Raw genomic sequence first — 17,430 nt, forward strand, 5'->3', positions numbered from 1 at the left:
GGACAAGACCTTCTTCCGGGCTCCGGTATGGGTATCGGTTGCAGGCGCAGCACTGTGTCTGTTCCTCGTCGGTCCATGGGCCCGAACCGAGTCACAGATGATCCAATACAAGATTGCCGGTGCCATGCTCCTGATCGGCGTCGCGCTGTGGGGCGTCACCTACATCGTCAACAAGTCCGGCAGTCGACGTTCGCTCCGGAATGACGCGGAACGCCACGAGACGGAGTGAACCGGGGAGCGAGGAACCGGGCGCCGTGTTCGTCTGGGGGCTCAGGCCTTCCTTTAGCACGGACGATTTGGAGTTTGACCACCGGTTGCCTACACTTGTGCGGTTGCCCGGGCTTCGTCGTGCCTGCACGCGAGTCCTTGCAATATTGACGCAACCTCGAGTTCTCCGCACGTCAGCATGTCGAACACGCGGAAGCTCGTAACACCTGGCAGTGCAGCGATGCACTGCTTGGAGCGCAACCCCTGACCGGCAACAGTCGGTCAGGACATGTTCACTTCGCTGTAGGCCCACGATGTGACGAGCCAGGCCCGCCGGGGTTTTCGAGACCCCAGGGGCACCAGTTCGCGCGTGCTGCATGGGAACCGCTGCGAGAAAGGTGCACAGGTCACACCATGACGATGACCGATCCAATTGCAGACTTCTTGACCCGTCTGCGCAACGCCAACTCGGCGTACCACGATGAGGTGAAGCTTCCCCACTCGAAGCTGAAGGCGAACATCGCCGAGATCCTCAAGCGTGAGGGCTACATCTCCGATTTCCGTACCGAGGACGCCGAGGTGGGCAAGACCCTCATCGTCGATCTCAAGTACGGACCCAGCCGCGAGCGCAGCCTCGCAGGCGTGCGCCGCATCTCGAAGCCTGGCCTTCGCGTGTACGCAAAATCCACCAATCTGCCCAAGGTTCTCGGCGGCCTGGGCGTGGCGATCATCTCCACGTCCACCGGTTTGCTCACAGAGCGTCAGGCGGCCAAGCAGGGTGTGGGCGGAGAAGTCCTCGCCTACGTCTGGTAGGGGAGGCCACCACCATGTCACGTATTGGAAAATTGCCGGTCACGGTCCCCGCGGGCGTCGACATCACGATCGACGGCCAGAATGTTGCAGTCAAGGGACCCAAGGGTGCCTTGAACCTGACAATCGCCGAGCCCATCCAGATCGCACGCGCGGACGACGGCACCATCGCCGTCACCCGTCCGGACGACGAGCGCCGTAGTCGCTCGCTGCATGGCCTTTCGCGCACCCTCGTTGCCAATCTCATCACCGGTGTCACCAACGGTTACACCACCAAGATGGAGATCCACGGCGTCGGTTACCGCGTTGTGCTCAAGGGCAAGGACCTCGAGTTCGCTCTCGGGTACAGCCACCCCGTGCTGATCGAAGCACCGGAGGGCATCACGTTCACGGTCGAGTCGCCCACGCGATTCACCATCATCGGTATCGACAAGCAGAACGTCGGCCAGATCGCGGCCAACATTCGTCGTCTGCGGCGCCCCGACCCGTACAAGGGCAAGGGCATCCGCTACGAGGGTGAAGTTATCCGCCGCAAGGTCGGAAAGACGGGTAAGTGATATGAGCCAGCAAACAGCAGACAAGGCGAAGGTCGACCGCACACCTCGCGGAACCGACGTGTCGACGAAGCGTCGCTTGTCGAAGGCGCGTCGTCACTTCCGCCTTCGCAAGAAGATCTCCGGAACGCCCGAGCGTCCGCGCTTGGTCGTCAACCGCTCCGCACGGCACATCCACGTCCAGTTGGTCGACGATCTCGCGGGCCACACGCTGGCCAGCGCATCGACGATCGAGGCCGACGTGCGCGCACTCGACGGAGACAAGAAGGCCCAGAGCGCAAAGGTCGGCGAGCTCATTGCCAGCCGCGCGAAGGCTGCCGGAATCGACGCGGTCGTGTTCGACCGTGGCGGCAACAACTACAGCGGCCGCATCGCGGCTCTGGCAGATGCTGCCCGCGAGAGTGGGTTGGCATTCTGATGACTCTTACTGACAACGGAAGGACAGCCTGATGCCGGGACGTCAACGGCGTGACGGTGGAAGCGGCCCCGCCGGACAGAACAGTGGACCGAACAGTGGTGGCGACAACCGCGGTGACAACCGTGGTGGACGCGACCGTCGCGACAACTCGCGTGGCGGAAACGCTGCCGAGAAGTCGAACTTCATCGAGCGCGTAGTCGCGATCAACCGCGTGTCCAAGGTGGTCAAGGGTGGTCGACGCTTCAGCTTCACCGCCCTCGTCATCGTCGGAGACGGCAACGGCTTGGTCGGCGTCGGCTACGGCAAGGCCAAGGAAGTTCCCGCGGCGATCCAGAAGGGCGTCGAGGAGGCTCGCAAGAGCTTCTTCCGTGTCCCGATGATCGGCGGAACCATCACACACCCCATCCAGGGTGAAGCAGCAGCAGGCATCGTCATGCTCCGTCCGGCCAGTGCCGGTACCGGAGTCATCGCCGGTGGTGCTGTTCGCGCCGTGCTGGAGTGCGCAGGCATCCACGACGTGCTCTCGAAGTCGCTCGGTAGCGACAACGCGATCAACGTCGTGCACGCCACCGTGGCAGCGCTCAAGGGCTTGCAGCGTCCCGAGGAGGTCGCAGCTCGTCGCGGTCTGACCCTCGAAGAGGTTGCTCCCGCCGGAATGCTTCGTGCGCGTGCACAGGCAGGAGCGGTGAAGTAATGGCACAGCTGAAGGTCACTCAGATCAAGAGCACCATCGGCCAGAAGTCGAACCAGCGGGACAGCCTGCGGACCCTCGGACTCAAAGGCATTCGCCAGTCCGTCGTCCGTGACGACACCCCGCAGACCCGAGGTCTGGTCAATGTTGTCCGCCACCTCGTAACTGTTGAGGAGGTCTAGCCATGACCATCAAACTGCATCACCTCCGTCCTGCTCCCGGATCCAAGTCGACGAAGATTCGCGTCGGCCGTGGTGAAGGTGGCAAGCGCGGCAAGACCGCGGGTCGCGGTACCAAGGGAACCGGCGCACGCAAGAACGTGCCGGCACGCTTCGAGGGTGGCCAGATGCCCCTTCACATGCGTCTCCCGAAGCTCAAGGGCTTCACCAACCCGAACCGTGTCGAGTTCCAGGTCGTGAACCTTCGCGACATCGAGCGGCTGTTCCCCGAGGGTGGCCAGGTCGGCATCGCCGAGCTGATCGCCAAGGGTGCGGTTCGCAAGAACGAGCCCGTCAAGGTACTCGGCGACGGAAAGCTGACCGTCAAGGTCGACATCTCCGTCAACAAGTTCACTGGCTCTGCCAAGGAAAAGATCGCTGCTGCAGGCGGTAGCGCAACCGAGGTATAGCCACGTCGACTTGTCGTCGAAGTGAGCAATAGTGTGTCGATGGCCGCAGCGGCAAGCCTCGAAAGAGGCCCACGCTGCGGCCATCGGTGCCATTGCGGGTCTACAACGGTGCAGGGTCGGTCCCACTGCGGGTAGGTATGTACCGAGCCCATCGGGCCGGGTGCAGACTGACCGACGGGCGGTCCGCCGCGCACTGTTAGAGTTCTAGAGTTCAGTGACAACGCCTTTCATGCGGGCGATCCATATCGTCCGCAGTCCAAGGTCGAACGCCCCGAGTGCCCATTCGGGTTCGAGGGGTGTTTCGACACCAACGCAGTCGTGCCAGGAGGATCTTTGCTTTCCGCCTTCGTGTCGGCCCTCAGGACTCCTGACCTGAGACGGAAGATCCTTTTCACACTCGGTCTGGTGGCCCTGTATCGCTTCGGCGCTACTCTTCCGTCCCCCGGTGTGGATTACGCCAACGTCCGAGCCTGCATCGACCAGGTCTCCGGTGGCGACCAAGCGGGTATCTACTCGCTCATCAACTTGTTCTCCGGTGGCGCGCTACTGCAGCTGTCGGTCTTCGCGATCGGCATCATGCCGTACATCACCGCGAGCATCATCGTTCAGCTCCTGACTGTGGTCATCCCGAAGTTCGAGGAACTCCGCAAGGAAGGACAGTCCGGCCAGGCCAAGATGACGCAGTACACGCGTTATCTCTCGATCGCGCTCGCGATTCTGCAGGCCACCGGTCTCGTCGCTCTCGCCTCGCGTGGACAGCTCCTCCAGGGATGCCAGCAGGACATCATTGCCGACCAGAGCATCTTCGGCCTGGTGATCATCGTTCTCGTCATGACGGCGGGTGCAGCGGTGGTCATGTGGTTCGGTGAGGTCATCACCGAACGCGGCGTGGGCAACGGCATGTCGCTTCTCATCTTCGCCGGAATCGCCTCGCGTATTCCGTCGGAAGGCAAGTCCATTCTCGACAGCCGCGGAGGCCTCGTCTTCGCGATGGTCTGCGTCGCCGCGTTCCTGATCATCGCCGGCGTCGTGTTCGTCGAGCAGGGTCAGCGTCGTATCCCGGTCCAGTACGCCAAGCGTATGGTCGGACGCAAGATGTACGGCGGATCGTCGACGTACCTGCCGCTGAAGGTCAACCAGGCCGGCGTCATCCCGGTGATCTTCGCGTCCTCGCTGCTGTACCTCCCGAACCTCATCGCTCAGCTCACATCTGCGAGTACCGCGACGGATCCGTCCTGGTGGCAGCGAATCATCAACGAGTATCTGGTGAACCCGGCCAACCCGGTGTACATCGCTACCTACTTCGGACTCATCGTCTTCTTCACTTACTTCTACGTCGCCATCACCTTCAATCCGGAGGAACGGGCCGACGAGATGAAGAAGTTCGGTGGGTTCATCCCCGGAATTCGTCCGGGCAGGCCGACCGCCGACTACCTCAATTACGTCCTCAGTCGGATAACCCTGCCGGGCGCGATCTACCTGGGCACCATCGCCGTGCTGCCCAACCTGTTCCTCGATATCGGAAGCTCCGGTGGCGGGCAGAACCTGCCGTTCGGTGGCACCGCAGTGCTGATCATGGTCAGCGTCGGTCTCGATACCGTGAAGCAGATCGAAAGTCAGTTGATGCAGCGTAACTACGAAGGGTTCCTCAAGTGAGACTCGTTCTACTTGGTCCTCCCGGTGCAGGCAAAGGCACCCAGGCTGAAGTTCTCTCGCAGAAGTTGGGCGTACCCCACATCTCGACCGGTGACCTGTTCCGCGCGAACATCGGTGAGCAGACACCACTGGGAATCGAAGCGAAGAAGTACCTCGATGCGGGCGACCTCGTCCCGAGCGAGCTGACCGTGGACATGGTTCGCAGCCGCCTCGCCGAACCCGACGCAGTCAACGGATTCCTTCTCGACGGCTTTCCGAGGTCCGTCGGCCAGGCCGAGTCGCTGGTGGACATTCTGGCGGACCTGGGAGCGAAGCTCGACGCTGTCCTGTCGTTCGTCGTCGACGAGGACATCGTCGTCACGCGCATGCTCTCGCGCGGTCGCGCAGACGACACGGAAGACGTCATCCGGAACCGGCTCAAGGTGTACCGGGACGAGACGGCTCCACTTCTCGACCACTACCGCGACCAGATCCTCGCGGTCGACGCGATGGGCGACGTGGAGGAAGTCAGCGCTCGGGCATTGAAGGCGATCGAGGATCTCGACAAGTAATGGCGTTCGGTCGCAAGCGCAAGGTAGTGCCGTTTCGCAGCCCAGGGGAGCTCGACGCCATGGCTGCTGCGGGTGCCGTGGTCGGCGCTGCTCTGGTTGCCGTGCGTGACGCGGCCAAGCCCGGCGTATCGACTCTCGATCTGGATCGCGTTGCGGAATCGGTGATCCGAGAAGCCGGGGCGGTTCCCTCGTTTCTCGGATACCACGGCTTCACCGGCAGCATCTGCTCATCGGTGAACGACCGTGTCGTGCATGGAATTCCGTCGGCCGACGACATCCTGGTCGAAGGTGATCTGATCTCGATCGACTGCGGCGCAGTTCTCGACGGCTGGCACGGGGATTCGGCGTGGACCTTCGGCATCGGGCACATCATCGAGGCCGACGCGCTTCTCAGTGAAGCGACGCGGCTGTCGATGGAAGCCGGCATCGCCGCGATGTTGCCCGGCAACCGACTCACAGACGTCTCGCACGCCATCGAGAACGGAACGTACGCAGCGGAGAAGCTGCACGGCCGCAAGTACGGCATCGTCGACGGTTACGGCGGCCACGGCATCGGCCGCGAGATGCACATGGAACCGTTCCTCGCGAACGAGGGCGCGCCCGGTAAGGGACCCGAACTCGTAGTGGGTTCGACGCTCGCCATCGAACCGATGCTGACGCTCGGTACGTACGAGACGGAAATCCTGGACGACGACTGGACTGTCGTCACCACCGATGGATCTCGCGCCGCACACTGGGAACACACCGTTGCGGTCACCGACGACGGTCCTCGAATCCTGACCCTCCGCCCGGAGTAGTCCGCCCGACTGGGCTCGACTGGCATGGGCCGGTTCGAGCGCATTTGGCCTGGTGGTCGTTTACCGGTAACATAGGTCGACGGTGCGCTCTGCGCGCCGGTTGTTCGCATGCCTGCGCAAGCCTGGCCCTCGTTCATCCGGTGAAACCTTCGATTTCGTGTCGACGGCCAGTGTGCATCACGTTAACGGAAAACAGATGCAATCAACCAGGTATAACGCCAGGGACGCGGAGGATATGGCTAAGAAAGACGGTGCCATCGAGGTCGAGGGCCGGGTAGTCGAACCCTTGCCCAATGCGATGTTTCGCATTGAGCTCGAGAACGGCCACAAGGTACTCGCACACATCAGCGGAAAGATGCGCCAGCACTACATTCGTATCCTCCCGGAGGATCGCGTCGTAGTGGAGCTTTCTCCGTACGACCTCACGCGTGGACGCATCGTTTACCGCTACAAGTAAGAGCTTCTCCGGCCATGTCCGGTCGGAGAGAACCATGCTCGCTGCTTCGGGTCACCGACGCGCGAGCTACACACAGGAGATCAAACGACGTGAAGGTTCAGCCGAGCGTCAAGAAGATCTGCGAGAAGTGCAAGGTGATTCGTCGTAATGGGCGAGTCATGGTGATCTGCGACAACCTGCGTCACAAGCAGCGTCAGGGATAACCACCGAGCATTCGCATTTCTGCTTGGCACATAGCTAGAAGATGACCTCCCAGCACCAACCGCGACATACGCGTTGCGGCATACCCCCGGCACGGAGGCCGGGGCCCCACTGAGTTAGTTGAAAGACGCTTCACACCCCAGCGGTGAGAAGAACACAGGGGACGGACTGGGAGCAGACCTCCGGACAAGAAAAGGATTGCCACATGGCACGTCTCGCAGGTGTGGATCTGCCGCGCGAAAAGCGCATGGAGATCGCACTGACTTACATCTACGGCGTAGGCCGTACCCGCTCCAAGGAAATCCTCGACGCAACCGGGGTCAACCCGGATCTGCGCAGCAAGGATTTGGCCGACGAAGATCTGACGAAGCTCCGCGAGTACATCGAGGAGTCCCTCAAGGTCGAGGGCGACCTGCGCCGCGAGGTTCAGGCCGACATCCGTCGCAAGATCGAAATCGGCTGCTACCAGGGCCTTCGCCACCGTCGTGGTCTGCCCGTCCGTGGACAGCGCACCAAGACCAATGCGCGCACCCGTAAGGGCCCCAAGCGCACCATTGCCGGCAAGAAGAAGGCGAAGTAATGCCCCCTAAAGCACGCGGTACCGGTCCGAAGAAGGCGCAGAAGACTCGTCGCAGGGACAAGAAGAACGTTCCGCACGGATCTGCGCACATCAAGAGCACGTTCAACAACACGATCGTGTCGATCACCGACCCGGCCGGCAATGTCATCTCGTGGGCGTCGTCGGGCCACGTGGGCTTCAAGGGCTCGCGCAAGTCGACGCCGTTCGCCGCCCAGCTCGCAGCCGAAAGCGCTGCCCGCAAGGCTCAAGAACACGGCGTCAAGAAGGTCGACGTGTTCGTCAAGGGTCCCGGCTCCGGCCGTGAGACCGCGATCCGCTCGCTTCAGGCCGCTGGCCTCGAGGTCGGCACCATCTCCGATGTCACCCCTCAGCCGCACAACGGCTGCCGTCCGCCCAAGCGGCGTCGGGTCTAGCGGGAAGGAAAGGTTTAGAAAATGGCACGTTATACCGGTCCTATCACCCGCAAGTCGCGTCGTCTGCGCGTCGACCTCGTCGGAGGCGACCAGGCGTTCGAGCGCCGTCCTTACCCGCCCGGCCAGCACGGCCGCGCGCGGATCAAGGAGAGCGAGTACCTGCTCCAGCTGCAGGAGAAGCAGAAGGCTCGCTTCACCTACGGCGTCATGGAGAAGCAGTTCCGTCTGTACTACAAGGAAGCCAACAGGCGCCCCGGCAAGACCGGTGAGAACCTGCTGACGATCCTCGAGACTCGTCTCGACAACGTGGTCTACCGTGCCGGACTGGCACGTACCCGTCGTCAGGCGCGCCAGCTGGTCACGCACGGCCACTTCCTCGTCAACAACAAGCGAGTGGACATCCCCAGCTACCGCGTCTCGCAGTACGACATCATCGATGTCCGCGAGAAGTCGGCACAGACTCTGCCGATCCAGATCGCACGCGAGAGCTACGGCGATCGTCCCGTGGCTCCGTGGCTGCAGGTCGTTCCGAACCGTCTTCGTATCCTGGTTCACCGGGTACCGGAGCGCGCACAGATCGATGTGCCGCTCCAGGAGCAGCTCATCGTCGAGTACTACTCGAAGTAAGGCGAAGCGTGCCTGCGAGTGTCACACCCGACACTCGCAGGCGTTCTCGCCTCCACACGTGGACGTCAAATAGCGGACGTCCGTACAGGAGGAACACACAATGCTCATTTCACAGCGCCCGACGTTGACCGAAGAGGTCATCGCCGACAACCGCTCGAAATTCGTCATCGAGCCGCTCGAGCCTGGCTTCGGTTACACCCTCGGCAACTCGCTCCGCCGTACCCTTCTGTCGTCGATCCCCGGCGCTGCTGTCACCAGCATCCGTATCGACGGCGTTCTCCACGAATTCACCACGGTTCCCGGAGTCAAGGAAGACGTCACCGACATCATCCTGAACCTCAAGGGCCTCGTCGTGAGTTCCGAAGAGGACGAGCCGGTCACCATGTACGTCCGCAAACAGGGCCCAGGCGCTGTCACTGCAGGCGACATCGTTCCCCCGGCAGGCGTCACGGTGAACAATCCGGATCTGCACATCGCGACCCTGAACGACAAGGGCAAGCTGGAGGTCGAGCTCGTAGTCGAGCGCGGCCGCGGTTACGTCCCTGCCGTCCAGAACAAGGCGTCCGGCGCAGAGATCGGCCGTATCCCGGTCGACTCGATCTACTCGCCGGTGCTCAAGGTCACCTACAAGGTGGAGGCCACTCGCGTCGAACAGCGCACCGACTTCGATCGGCTCGTTCTCGACGTGGAGACCAAGAACTCCATCACCGCGCGGGACGCGCTCGCTTCGGCGGGCAAGACCCTGGTTGAGCTCTTCGGTCTCGCCCGTGAGCTGAACGTCGAAGCAGAAGGAATCGAGATCGGACCCTCGCCCGCCGAGGCCGATCACATCGCTTCCTTCGGACTCCCCATCGAGGATCTGGACCTGACGGTTCGTTCCTACAACTGCCTCAAGCGCGAGGGTGTTCACACCGTCGGCGAGCTGGTTGGTCGTACCGAGTCCGATCTGCTGGACATTCGTAACTTCGGACAGAAGTCCATCGACGAGGTGAAGGTCAAGCTGCATTCGCTCGGCCTTTCGCTCAAGGACAGCCCCGCGTCCTTCGATCCGACCACCGTGCCCGGATACGACGCCACCACGGGAACGTGGAGCGACACAGACGCTAGTTCCTTCGCAGACAGCGAAGGCGCCGAGCAGGACTACGCCGAGACAGAACAGCTGTAATCAGCTCGCTGGAGCTCTTACTAGGAGATTCATCATGCCCAAGCCCACCAAGGGCCGCCGTCTCGGCGGGTCGGCGTCGCACCAGAAGGCCATCCTGGCCAACCTGGCGACGGCACTCTTCGAGCACGGCCGCATCACCACGACCGAGTCGAAGGCCAAGCGCCTTCGTCCCCACGCCGAGAAGCTCGTCACCCATGCAAAAAAGGGTGATCTGGCTCATCGTCGTGAGGTACTCAAGACGATCAACAACAAAGATGTCGTGCACAAGCTCTTCGCCGAGATCGGGCCTTTCTTCGCCGATCGCGACGGTGGTTACACACGCATCATCAAGACCGTCCCCCGCAAGGGTGACAACTCGCCGATGGCCATCATCGAGCTCGTCAACGAGCAGACGGTGTCCAACGAAGCAGATCGCGCTCGTCGCGTGAAGGCTTCGCAGGCGCCTGCCGCTGCACCGGCTGCGGAGAACGTCGTCGAGGCTGTCGAAGCCGACGCGACCGACGCCGAGGTCGAGAACGCCGAAGCAGTCGTCGACGGCATCGAAGACAAGGACGCACACGCATCGGACGCGTCCGACGCAGAAGAAGCCAAGAAGGACTAATCCTCTTGGTTTCGGAGTACGACCGAAGCGGACCCGCCATTCCTACCGGGAATGGCGGGTCCGCTTTTTCGGTCCCCACCAGATTTCGATTGGACATCGCCTACGACGGCACCGAGTTCTCCGGTTGGGCGCGTCAGCCAGGGATTCGGACCGTGTGCGGGGTGCTGGAAGACGCGCTTTCGACGGTGCTACGCCGGTCGATCGAACTGACCGTGGCAGGACGCACCGACGCCGGTGTCCATGCGAACGGACAGGTTGCCCACTTCGATATCGTCGGCGGAATCGACGAACCCCAGAGGCTCGTACGCAGGCTTGCTCGGTTCCTGCCGACCGACGTGCGGGTGAAAGCCATCTCCGAAGTCACCGCGGACTTCGACGCGCGATTCTCGGCCTTGCGACGCCACTACGAATACCGGTTCAGTACTGCGCGATACGGTGTCGACCCTCTGGAAGTCCGCAGTGTCGTCTCGTGGCCGCGCGAGATCGACCTCGCCGCGGTCCGTGACGCGTCCTCGCGGCTGATCGGACTGCACGACTTCGCGGCGTTCTGCAAACGACGAGACGGTGCGACGACGGTGCGTCAGTTGCAACGCTTCGATTGGGAGCAGGAGGGCGACCGCATCACCGCGTACGTCAGCGCCGACGCGTTCTGCTGGTCGATGGTCCGGAGCCTCGTCGGGGCGATGCAGGCAGTAGGGGAGGGAAGGCGAACCCCGGAGTGGACTGCAGCGCTACTCGACACACGTTCACGTTCGAGTTCGGTGACAGTCGCACCCGCACATGGATTGTCGCTGGTTGCGGTGGACTACCCGGCGGCACACGATCTTGCAGCGCGCAACAGTGCGACGCGCGAGGTACGGTCCGCGGTACCGGCGTCCGAGGAATGTTGCTGAAACGCCGGCGAATAAGCTGACTCGGTGACCATTACGCCCATCGAACTCGCTGTCGTCGTCGGAAGCGTCAGGCCGGACAGACTCGGGCCGACGGTTGCGCAGTGGTTCGTGCGCATCGTCGCCGAACGGTCCGAGTTCGTGGCGAACACGATCGATCTCATTGACTTGGACCTGCCTGCGGATCTGTCTCCCTCGCCGGGCGCGGACACGTTGGCAGCTGCGGTCTCTTCCGCCGACGCGGTTGTGCTGGTGACGCCGGAGTACAACCACGGCTACCCAGGTTCGTTGAAGATCGCGCTCGACACCGTCAAGTACGAGTGGCGCGGCAAGCCGGTCGGATTCGTCTCGTACGGTGGCCTTTACGGCGGTGCACGAGCAGTCGAGCAGCTGCGACAGGTCGCTGCGGAGTTGCACATGGTCTCGGTACGCGACAGCGTCGGATTCCCACGAGCCCGAAAGACGTTCGGGGCCGACCCAGTGGTGGTCGACGGGCCCGCCGTGGATTCGGCCGCTCGAATGCTCGACCAAGTGCAGTGGTGGGCAACAGCAGCAAAGACGTTGCGGGCATCCCGGCCGTACCCGGGTCAGTAGGAATTGCTCGCCTGTCGAAGGCTTCGGGGTCGACCGATGAACGCTGTTTCCTGTGGAATGGTGACGAGCACCAATTCCGTCTCCGAACGCTGGGTGCGGAGCCGAATTCGGTCTCCCGCAGCTCCTGGTTGAACAATGGACACGTCGGGATCCGACATCGGTGTGCGGGGGCTGTGCTCGGTCAGCGTGAGCACGGTGATGCCGTCGTGTCGAAACGGTGCTGGTGTGTCGACTTCACTGGAGAAGTCGTGAACGACGAGGTCGATTCTCGTCCCAGTGCGGTGTGGACCGCCGTCGAGCAGCAGTCGGTCAGGCGTAGCCACCGAGTCGACGAGAGGTCCCCACGCGTGCGGTCGGTCGGTGCGAACCAGTATTCGTGCGCCCGTGGCGATCGCTCTGAACACGAGCTGCTGGGCGAGGTACAGCTCGCCTGCGACGTGAACGGACGCGAGATCCGGGCCGTGGATTCGCACGGCGACACCGTGACCCGAGGAATCGGAGCCGACAAGGTGTCCGCAGCCGGACGTGGGAATTCGTAGTGCAGCGACCCTGGCGGCGGGTATGTCACGAACCGGATCGCCGCGGCCTGGAACAGTGATCGCCAGCGGCAGCGATGTCAGCAGCGCTTCACGCTGCCTACCCCTCATCGAGACCGAGCCGGCAAGTGGAGGTGTCGGCGCGGCTGTCCGAGTGACGAAGCCGCAGGATCCGCTCAGTGCGATGTGATCGGTTGTGGCACTGGGCGACAGTCGCAGTACGACGGAGGTGGACAGTGCAGGCACAGCCCAGATATCGGCGAGCGCACCGTCGTCCAACGCGCGGCACTCGAGTCCGAACCCGGTACTGATGACGCCGGGCAGTGGCGCCGAGCGCCAGTTCTCGGTGAGTGCATCGAGCGGGACACCTCGGCACATGTGCGTCGCAGCAGATCGTATGTCGTGGCGTGTGAGTAGCCGTGAATCAACCCCCCGTGCCTGCAGTGCCCGCGCGACGCGTTGCGTAGCTATCGACACCGTTCGATGCACGCCGAGGTGCCCGCCGCCGCGTGCCTCCACCGCGTCACGGTTGGTGCGAACGTCGAGGGTTACGGTCACCCACACTGTCCGCGAGGCCACCGCAGGTAGGGGGCCGATCAGATGCTCGTAAACATCGGTCGCCGGTGATCCCGATGCCGTACGCGCACCGTGCGAGACAACCGTGATACCGCTCAGTGAGATGTCGTGCTGGACAAGGCAGTGCGCCAATGTCGACAGGTCGAGCGAGAAATCCGGGGTGGCACCGGAGCGTCCGAGCCGAGTGGTCGCTCCAGGGGCCGGTCGGAGTTCCAGGACGCACGAGGCGCGGCTGTCGAGTCGGTGCACACCCATCGTCGTGCCGTCGGGATCGGTGTAGTCGGAGGTGACACCGGTTGTCGGAACCGATCCGGTGGCGTACTCGAAGGCGGTGATCGCCCAGTCCAGCAGCGTGCGGCCCGAGAACACGAAGAACGGGAGAACGGCGAGTGGAACGCCGACCATCAGAGCGGTCTGCGCAGGGATGCGTGCGGCCAGCGCGAGGGAGCACACCAGAACGGCGACGACCTCGACGCCGAGCGCACGCCTCAATGTCGGCACACGAAGCCCGACACTGTGACGGCTGCGGCGGCCGAGCAGCTCAGCCATTGCGCGATTCCTCCCCCCGAGAATGTCGATCGACGAGCCGGGTCCCCACGCGACTCGTCGGGAGGACTCTATCGCAAACCGACCCGGGAGTAGGTACTGTGACGGCCGGGGCCGGCGGGGGGAACGTCGGTCGACTATCGGTAGGGGGGACCGTGGCGGCGACGCCGACAACCAAGTGGCAGGTCGGCGGGTACAGATTTCTTGTCCGACGGATGGAACATGCGCTGGTCCGTCGTGATGTGCGGATGTTGCACGACCCCATGCGCTCTCAATTCCGGGCGCTGGCTGTGGGTTTGGTGGTCGCGTGCCTGGGGCTTGCCGGGTGTGCTGCGCTGGCGCTTCTTCGTCCGCAGGACAAGATCGGCGATGCGTCGATCATCGTCGGCAAGGATTCAGGAGCGATGTTCGTGCGATTGGACGACGTCGTGCATCCGGTTCTCAATCTGGCATCGGCGCGGTTGATCCTCGGCCAGGCTGAGAATCCGACGATAGTCAAGGAGTCGGAGCTGGCAGGGAAGCAACGTGGGTCGTTGGTCGGAATACCCGGTGCGCCTTCGTCTTTGCCGTACGATGTCGACGGAGCGGCGGTCGGTTGGAGCGTGTGTGACACTCTCGGCAGCACGGGCGCGGTGGCGGGTACGTCGGTGATGGCCGGTGAGCCGCACTACGACGACGGTAACGCGCCGCTCGGCGATACCGACGCGTTTCTGTGGCGAACTCCAGACGGGGTCTTCCTGGTCTACGGGGGAGTTCGAGCGCGGATCGATCTGGCGGATCGTTCGGTGGTTCGGGCTCTCGGGCTCGAGGGTGAAACGCCCTCGGACGTGAGTTCGGCACTGATGAACGCGGTTCCAGTGGTTCCGGCGATCGTCCCACCCGTTGTTCCACTGGCGGGGCAGCTACCGACTTACGAGATCGCGGGCAAGACGATCGGGTCCGTGGTGAAGGTGTCGGGGGTGGACGTCCGGTACTACGTGGTGCTGGCAGAGGGAATCCAGTCGATCACCGAGGCCACCGCGCAACTGATCAAGTTCGCTGATTCGCAGGGGAGTCCGGAGATCGATTCACTCAACCCGGATGTTCTGCGTCGGGCACCGACGGCCGATGTGCTTGCCGTCGATACCTTTCCGTCGGCTCGGCCGACGATCGTCGACAGTGACGCCGAGCCGGTTGCATGTGTGTCCTGGCTTCCGCAGGCTGCTCCCGATGGTGGACCGACCGCGCGTGTGGTCACGTCTGCGGGTCGCACCTTGCCGTTGGAGGAGTCGGCGCACCCGGTCGGACTGGCGCAGGCCGACGGGGGCGGTCCAGCAGCAGACGAGGTCTACCTCGCGCCCGGCAGTGGCGGTTTCGTGCAGACCACGGGCATTTCACCGACGAGTCTGCGACGCGACGCATACTTCTATGTGGCGGATACCGGTGTTCGGTTCGGTGTCGCGGACGGGGACGCGGCGAAGGCCCTGGGATTCGGAGCTGCCGCCCCGGCGCCTTGGCAGATCGTCGAACTGCTGGGTGTCGGACCGACGCTGAGCCGCGAAGCCGCGTTGACTGCTCACGACGGTCTCGGGCCGGACCCGGACGCGACCGCACTTCCGGCCGAATGAGGTCGTGCCCTTTTTCGAAGGGGAATCGATACACCGAGACCGAGTACGAGAACCACACCGACGGCGGCGGCACCGGCAAGCGCGACGGAGCGCGGTCTCGTGTCGGGCGGGACCGGTACGGTCGGCATGGGGATTGCGACTGCGTCTGCGGGAGCCGTGCCTCGGAGTCCGTCGACTTGACCGGTGACTGCGGCCAGCGGATCGACGACGCCATGACCGACGAGCGGGTTCCATCCCTCTGCGGGTGCGTGCGCCGTCGCTTCGATGCGTTCGATGACCTGGGCTGCATCGAGTTCGGGCCGGTGAGCACGAACGAGCGCTGCGACCGCGGCGACAAGAGGTGCCGAAAAGCTGGTGCCCTGGATGGGTGCGATGTTTCCCTGGTTGTCCACGGTGCCGTTGACGAGTCCCGTGCCGGTCGGTGACAGAGACGTCATCGACGTGCCCGGGGCCGCAACGTCGACCCATGGACCGGCCAACGTGAAAGCCGCTGGGGCGCCGCTGGAATCGACCGACCCGACCGTGAGTACCTGGTCGTCGAACCAGGCGGGTGTGGCTACGGTCGCGATTCGATTCCACTGGTCGGCAAAGGGGTCGGCCGGGTCCGGTGACGGGTTCTGGCTCGAGCAGGCAGATCCGCCGGCGCCGCCGGTGTTTCCGGCTGCGGCGACGACCACGACATCCTTCACTCGGGCCGCGTAGTCGATCGCAGCGCCGAGCGGTCCGTCCGCGACGCCGGTGCCACCAGGAACGCACGCCACCTCGGAAATGTTGATGACCGTTGCGCCGAGGTCGGCTGCCGTTCTGACGGCCATGGCCATCGTCATCACATTGCCGTAACCGGTTGCATTCTCGACCGACGAGTCGCCTTCCTCTTCGCCTGCCTGTCGCTCGCGCTGAAAAGCATTGCTGGACTGTCTGATCGAGATGATCTGGGCTTCGGGGGCGCCACCGGAGAAGCCGCTGCCCGGCTCTCGCGTCGCCGCGATGAGGCCTGCCACCAGTGTCCCGTGCGCGTCGCAGTCCGACAGGCCGTCTCCGGTATGGACGTAGTCGCCTCCCGGGCGCAGGCCAGGCAACCGGGGGTGCGGGGACACACCGGTGTCGATCACGGCGACGAGCTGGCCTGCGCCTCGGGTGATAGGCCAGACCGCGCCGAAGTCCAAGGTTCCGATCTCGTCGGGGACCCCCGTGCCGTCGGGTACCGCCGACACGGCTACGCAGGCGTTTCGTTGCTCGGTCGGTTCCGGCGGAGCGGCAGGGGCGGGTGCGGGCAGCAATGCAGGGTCGACGACAGGCCGTTCCGCAGCGGCGAACCCCGCACCGAGCGTCGACGTACCGAAAAGTGCTGCGGTACCGACGACGAACAGTGCGCGCAGCGGGAACCAGATCGGCCTTCGGCCGATCACAGGGCCCGCATCGCCGAGTACAGGCCACATACCCAGCAGGCCACCGGAATCACGACCGCGATCGCCGCGTACTCGACGAGTTCCGCTGCCCGTCGCAACACCGGCGAGTACTCCCTGGCCGGGATGAACGATCCGAAGAACAATGCGATCAGAGTGAGAAGGACGCATGCCGTGAAGATCGCGAGTGGTTGGTCACGTTCTGCGAACACAACGGAGGAGGTCAGGACGAGGACAATGGTCGAACCTCCGGCGACGAGGGGAACGGCGTGGTGAACCTCGGCGAAGGTACGTCCGCGGAGCACGAGTATCAGAGCAGTCGCGAGCGCCAGTGTAATTCCCGGCCAATAGATCCGGTCGACTGAATCCGATCCCAGTGCGGCGAGAAGGGCGCCCGTGGCCGCGGCGGCACACGCTGCGCACACGAGGCCGGTGAGGTAGCTACGCGCGCGGCGCGCGAGATGCGCCAGATCGGCGGCAGACGGTTGATCCTCCTCGTCGTTTTCGTCGAGCGGCGCGCCTGCTGTCGGTACCGGAGGCAGCGGGAGCCTCGCCTGCATCATCGAGATGCGTGGTGCGATCGCGAGGCCCGCCAACCCGATCACCGCAGTTCCGGCGCCTACCGTTGCGAGCGGAAGGTCGACGAACAACATGAGTGCGGACGCGCCGCAGGCAACTCCCGCTGCGGACGCCGCCGCAGTGAACAACGCCGTGCCGTGGTTTCCCAAGCGCAGTGCGAGGATTGCCGACGCACCGACGAGCGCGCCGCCCAGAAGAAGATGGGGCGCGCCGAATTCACCTGGTACGAAACGAACCCCGGAGGTGAACATCAGCGGGAGAGCGCACCCCGAAAGAAAGACACCGGTGCGGTCGTCGCGGTAGAACTGTCCGACGATCGCCCCGGCCACGACGAAGAGCA

General features: G+C 63.7%; 22 protein-coding genes and 1 pseudogene. 20 read left to right on the top strand and 3 right to left on the bottom strand.

The window, feature by feature from the left end:
• The 19 genes and pseudogenes from A2J03_RS27645 to A2J03_RS27735 all read left to right on the top strand — a co-directional run.
• Positions 1-229 (top strand): annotated as a pseudogene (locus A2J03_RS27645) (amino acid permease); the annotation flags it as partial.
• 392 nt (positions 230-621) lie between these two features.
• The gene (rpsH, locus tag A2J03_RS27650; RefSeq protein ID WP_068380855.1) at positions 622-1,020 is read left to right on the top strand and encodes a 30S ribosomal protein S8; all 399 of its coding nucleotides are present in this window, start codon (positions 622-624) and stop codon (positions 1,018-1,020) included.
• A 14-nt stretch (positions 1,021-1,034) separates the two neighbouring features.
• Positions 1,035-1,574 (top strand): 50S ribosomal protein L6, encoded by a 540-nt coding sequence (gene rplF / locus A2J03_RS27655; RefSeq protein WP_068380858.1) that lies wholly within the window; start codon positions 1,035-1,037, stop codon positions 1,572-1,574.
• A 1-nt stretch (position 1,575) separates the two neighbouring features.
• The gene (gene rplR / locus A2J03_RS27660) at positions 1,576-1,989 is read left to right on the top strand and encodes a 50S ribosomal protein L18 (protein ID WP_068380861.1); all 414 of its coding nucleotides are present in this window, start codon (positions 1,576-1,578) and stop codon (positions 1,987-1,989) included.
• A 31-nt stretch (positions 1,990-2,020) separates the two neighbouring features.
• The gene (gene rpsE, locus A2J03_RS27665; RefSeq protein WP_068380871.1) at positions 2,021-2,683 is read left to right on the top strand and encodes a 30S ribosomal protein S5; all 663 of its coding nucleotides are present in this window, start codon (positions 2,021-2,023) and stop codon (positions 2,681-2,683) included.
• Positions 2,683-2,862 carry a 50S ribosomal protein L30 gene (gene rpmD, locus A2J03_RS27670; protein WP_068380873.1) on the top strand — a complete coding sequence of 60 codons (180 nt, stop codon included), beginning with the start codon at positions 2,683-2,685 and terminating at the stop codon, positions 2,860-2,862. The genes rpsE and rpmD overlap by 1 nt, the downstream gene beginning before the upstream one ends.
• A gap of 2 nt (positions 2,863-2,864) precedes the next feature.
• A complete protein-coding gene (gene rplO / locus A2J03_RS27675) occupies positions 2,865-3,308 on the top strand; it encodes a 50S ribosomal protein L15 (RefSeq protein WP_068380877.1) in 444 nt (147 codons plus the stop codon).
• Between the two features lie 333 nt (positions 3,309-3,641).
• Entirely contained in the window at positions 3,642-4,964 is a 1,323-nt protein-coding gene (gene secY, locus A2J03_RS27680; RefSeq protein ID WP_068380880.1) for a preprotein translocase subunit SecY, read from the top strand.
• Positions 4,961-5,515, top strand: a complete 555-nt coding sequence (locus tag A2J03_RS27685) for an adenylate kinase (protein ID WP_068380883.1) — start codon at positions 4,961-4,963, stop codon at positions 5,513-5,515. The genes secY and A2J03_RS27685 overlap by 4 nt, the downstream gene beginning before the upstream one ends.
• On the top strand, positions 5,515-6,312 hold the full coding sequence (gene map / locus A2J03_RS27690) for a type I methionyl aminopeptidase (protein ID WP_068380885.1): 798 nt from the start codon (positions 5,515-5,517) through the stop codon (positions 6,310-6,312). Before A2J03_RS27685 ends, map begins: the two co-directional genes overlap by 1 nt.
• A 235-nt stretch (positions 6,313-6,547) precedes the next feature.
• Positions 6,548-6,769, top strand: a complete 222-nt coding sequence (gene infA / locus A2J03_RS27695; RefSeq protein WP_005140011.1) for a translation initiation factor IF-1 — start codon at positions 6,548-6,550, stop codon at positions 6,767-6,769.
• A gap of 89 nt (positions 6,770-6,858) precedes the next feature.
• Positions 6,859-6,972 (top strand): 50S ribosomal protein L36, encoded by a 114-nt coding sequence (gene rpmJ, locus A2J03_RS27700; protein ID WP_025347279.1) that lies wholly within the window; start codon positions 6,859-6,861, stop codon positions 6,970-6,972.
• Positions 6,973-7,175: 203 nt separating this feature from the next.
• Positions 7,176-7,550 carry a 30S ribosomal protein S13 gene (rpsM, locus tag A2J03_RS27705; protein WP_068380888.1) on the top strand — a complete coding sequence of 125 codons (375 nt, stop codon included), beginning with the start codon at positions 7,176-7,178 and terminating at the stop codon, positions 7,548-7,550.
• Complete coding sequence (gene rpsK / locus A2J03_RS27710; RefSeq protein ID WP_008718225.1) at positions 7,550-7,963, top strand: 30S ribosomal protein S11; 414 nt, start codon at positions 7,550-7,552, stop codon at positions 7,961-7,963. The genes rpsM and rpsK overlap by 1 nt, the downstream gene beginning before the upstream one ends.
• Positions 7,964-7,984: 21 nt before the next feature.
• The gene (gene rpsD, locus A2J03_RS27715; RefSeq protein ID WP_068380891.1) at positions 7,985-8,590 is read left to right on the top strand and encodes a 30S ribosomal protein S4; all 606 of its coding nucleotides are present in this window, start codon (positions 7,985-7,987) and stop codon (positions 8,588-8,590) included.
• A gap of 100 nt (positions 8,591-8,690) precedes the next feature.
• The gene (locus A2J03_RS27720; protein WP_068380893.1) at positions 8,691-9,755 is read left to right on the top strand and encodes a DNA-directed RNA polymerase subunit alpha; all 1,065 of its coding nucleotides are present in this window, start codon (positions 8,691-8,693) and stop codon (positions 9,753-9,755) included.
• 34 nt (positions 9,756-9,789) lie between these two features.
• Entirely contained in the window at positions 9,790-10,356 is a 567-nt protein-coding gene (gene rplQ, locus A2J03_RS27725; protein WP_068380896.1) for a 50S ribosomal protein L17, read from the top strand.
• A gap of 5 nt (positions 10,357-10,361) precedes the next feature.
• Positions 10,362-11,249 carry a tRNA pseudouridine(38-40) synthase TruA gene (gene truA, locus A2J03_RS27730; RefSeq protein WP_068380901.1) on the top strand — a complete coding sequence of 296 codons (888 nt, stop codon included), beginning with the start codon at positions 10,362-10,364 and terminating at the stop codon, positions 11,247-11,249.
• A 24-nt stretch (positions 11,250-11,273) separates the two neighbouring features.
• Complete coding sequence (locus A2J03_RS27735) at positions 11,274-11,840, top strand: NADPH-dependent FMN reductase (protein WP_068380905.1); 567 nt, start codon at positions 11,274-11,276, stop codon at positions 11,838-11,840.
• On the opposite strand, the gene eccE is transcribed toward A2J03_RS27735, so the two are convergent.
• Positions 11,834-13,501, bottom strand: coding sequence for a type VII secretion protein EccE (gene eccE, locus A2J03_RS27740; RefSeq protein WP_068380908.1), 1,668 nt, complete (start codon positions 13,499-13,501; stop codon positions 11,834-11,836). The two genes, A2J03_RS27735 and eccE, sit on opposite strands and share 7 nt — an antisense overlap.
• Positions 13,502-13,653: 152 nt before the next feature.
• On the opposite strand from eccE, the gene eccB reads away from it, so the two are divergent.
• On the top strand, positions 13,654-15,105 hold the full coding sequence (eccB, locus tag A2J03_RS27745) for a type VII secretion protein EccB (protein ID WP_068380911.1): 1,452 nt from the start codon (positions 13,654-13,656) through the stop codon (positions 15,103-15,105).
• Here eccB and mycP read toward each other — a convergent pair.
• Both mycP and eccD read right to left on the bottom strand, forming a co-directional pair.
• Entirely contained in the window at positions 15,054-16,553 is a 1,500-nt protein-coding gene (mycP, locus tag A2J03_RS27750; RefSeq protein WP_068380916.1) for a type VII secretion-associated serine protease mycosin, read from the bottom strand. The genes eccB and mycP overlap by 52 nt on opposite strands.
• A partial coding sequence (eccD, locus tag A2J03_RS27755; RefSeq protein ID WP_082898135.1) for a type VII secretion integral membrane protein EccD occupies positions 16,511-17,430 on the bottom strand: 920 nt, incomplete at its 5' end. The genes eccD and mycP, both read right to left, overlap by 43 nt.

It is taken from the genome of Rhodococcus sp. EPR-157 (assembly GCF_001647195.1).
Classification (GTDB): Bacteria; Actinomycetota; Actinomycetes; order Mycobacteriales; family Mycobacteriaceae; genus Rhodococcoides.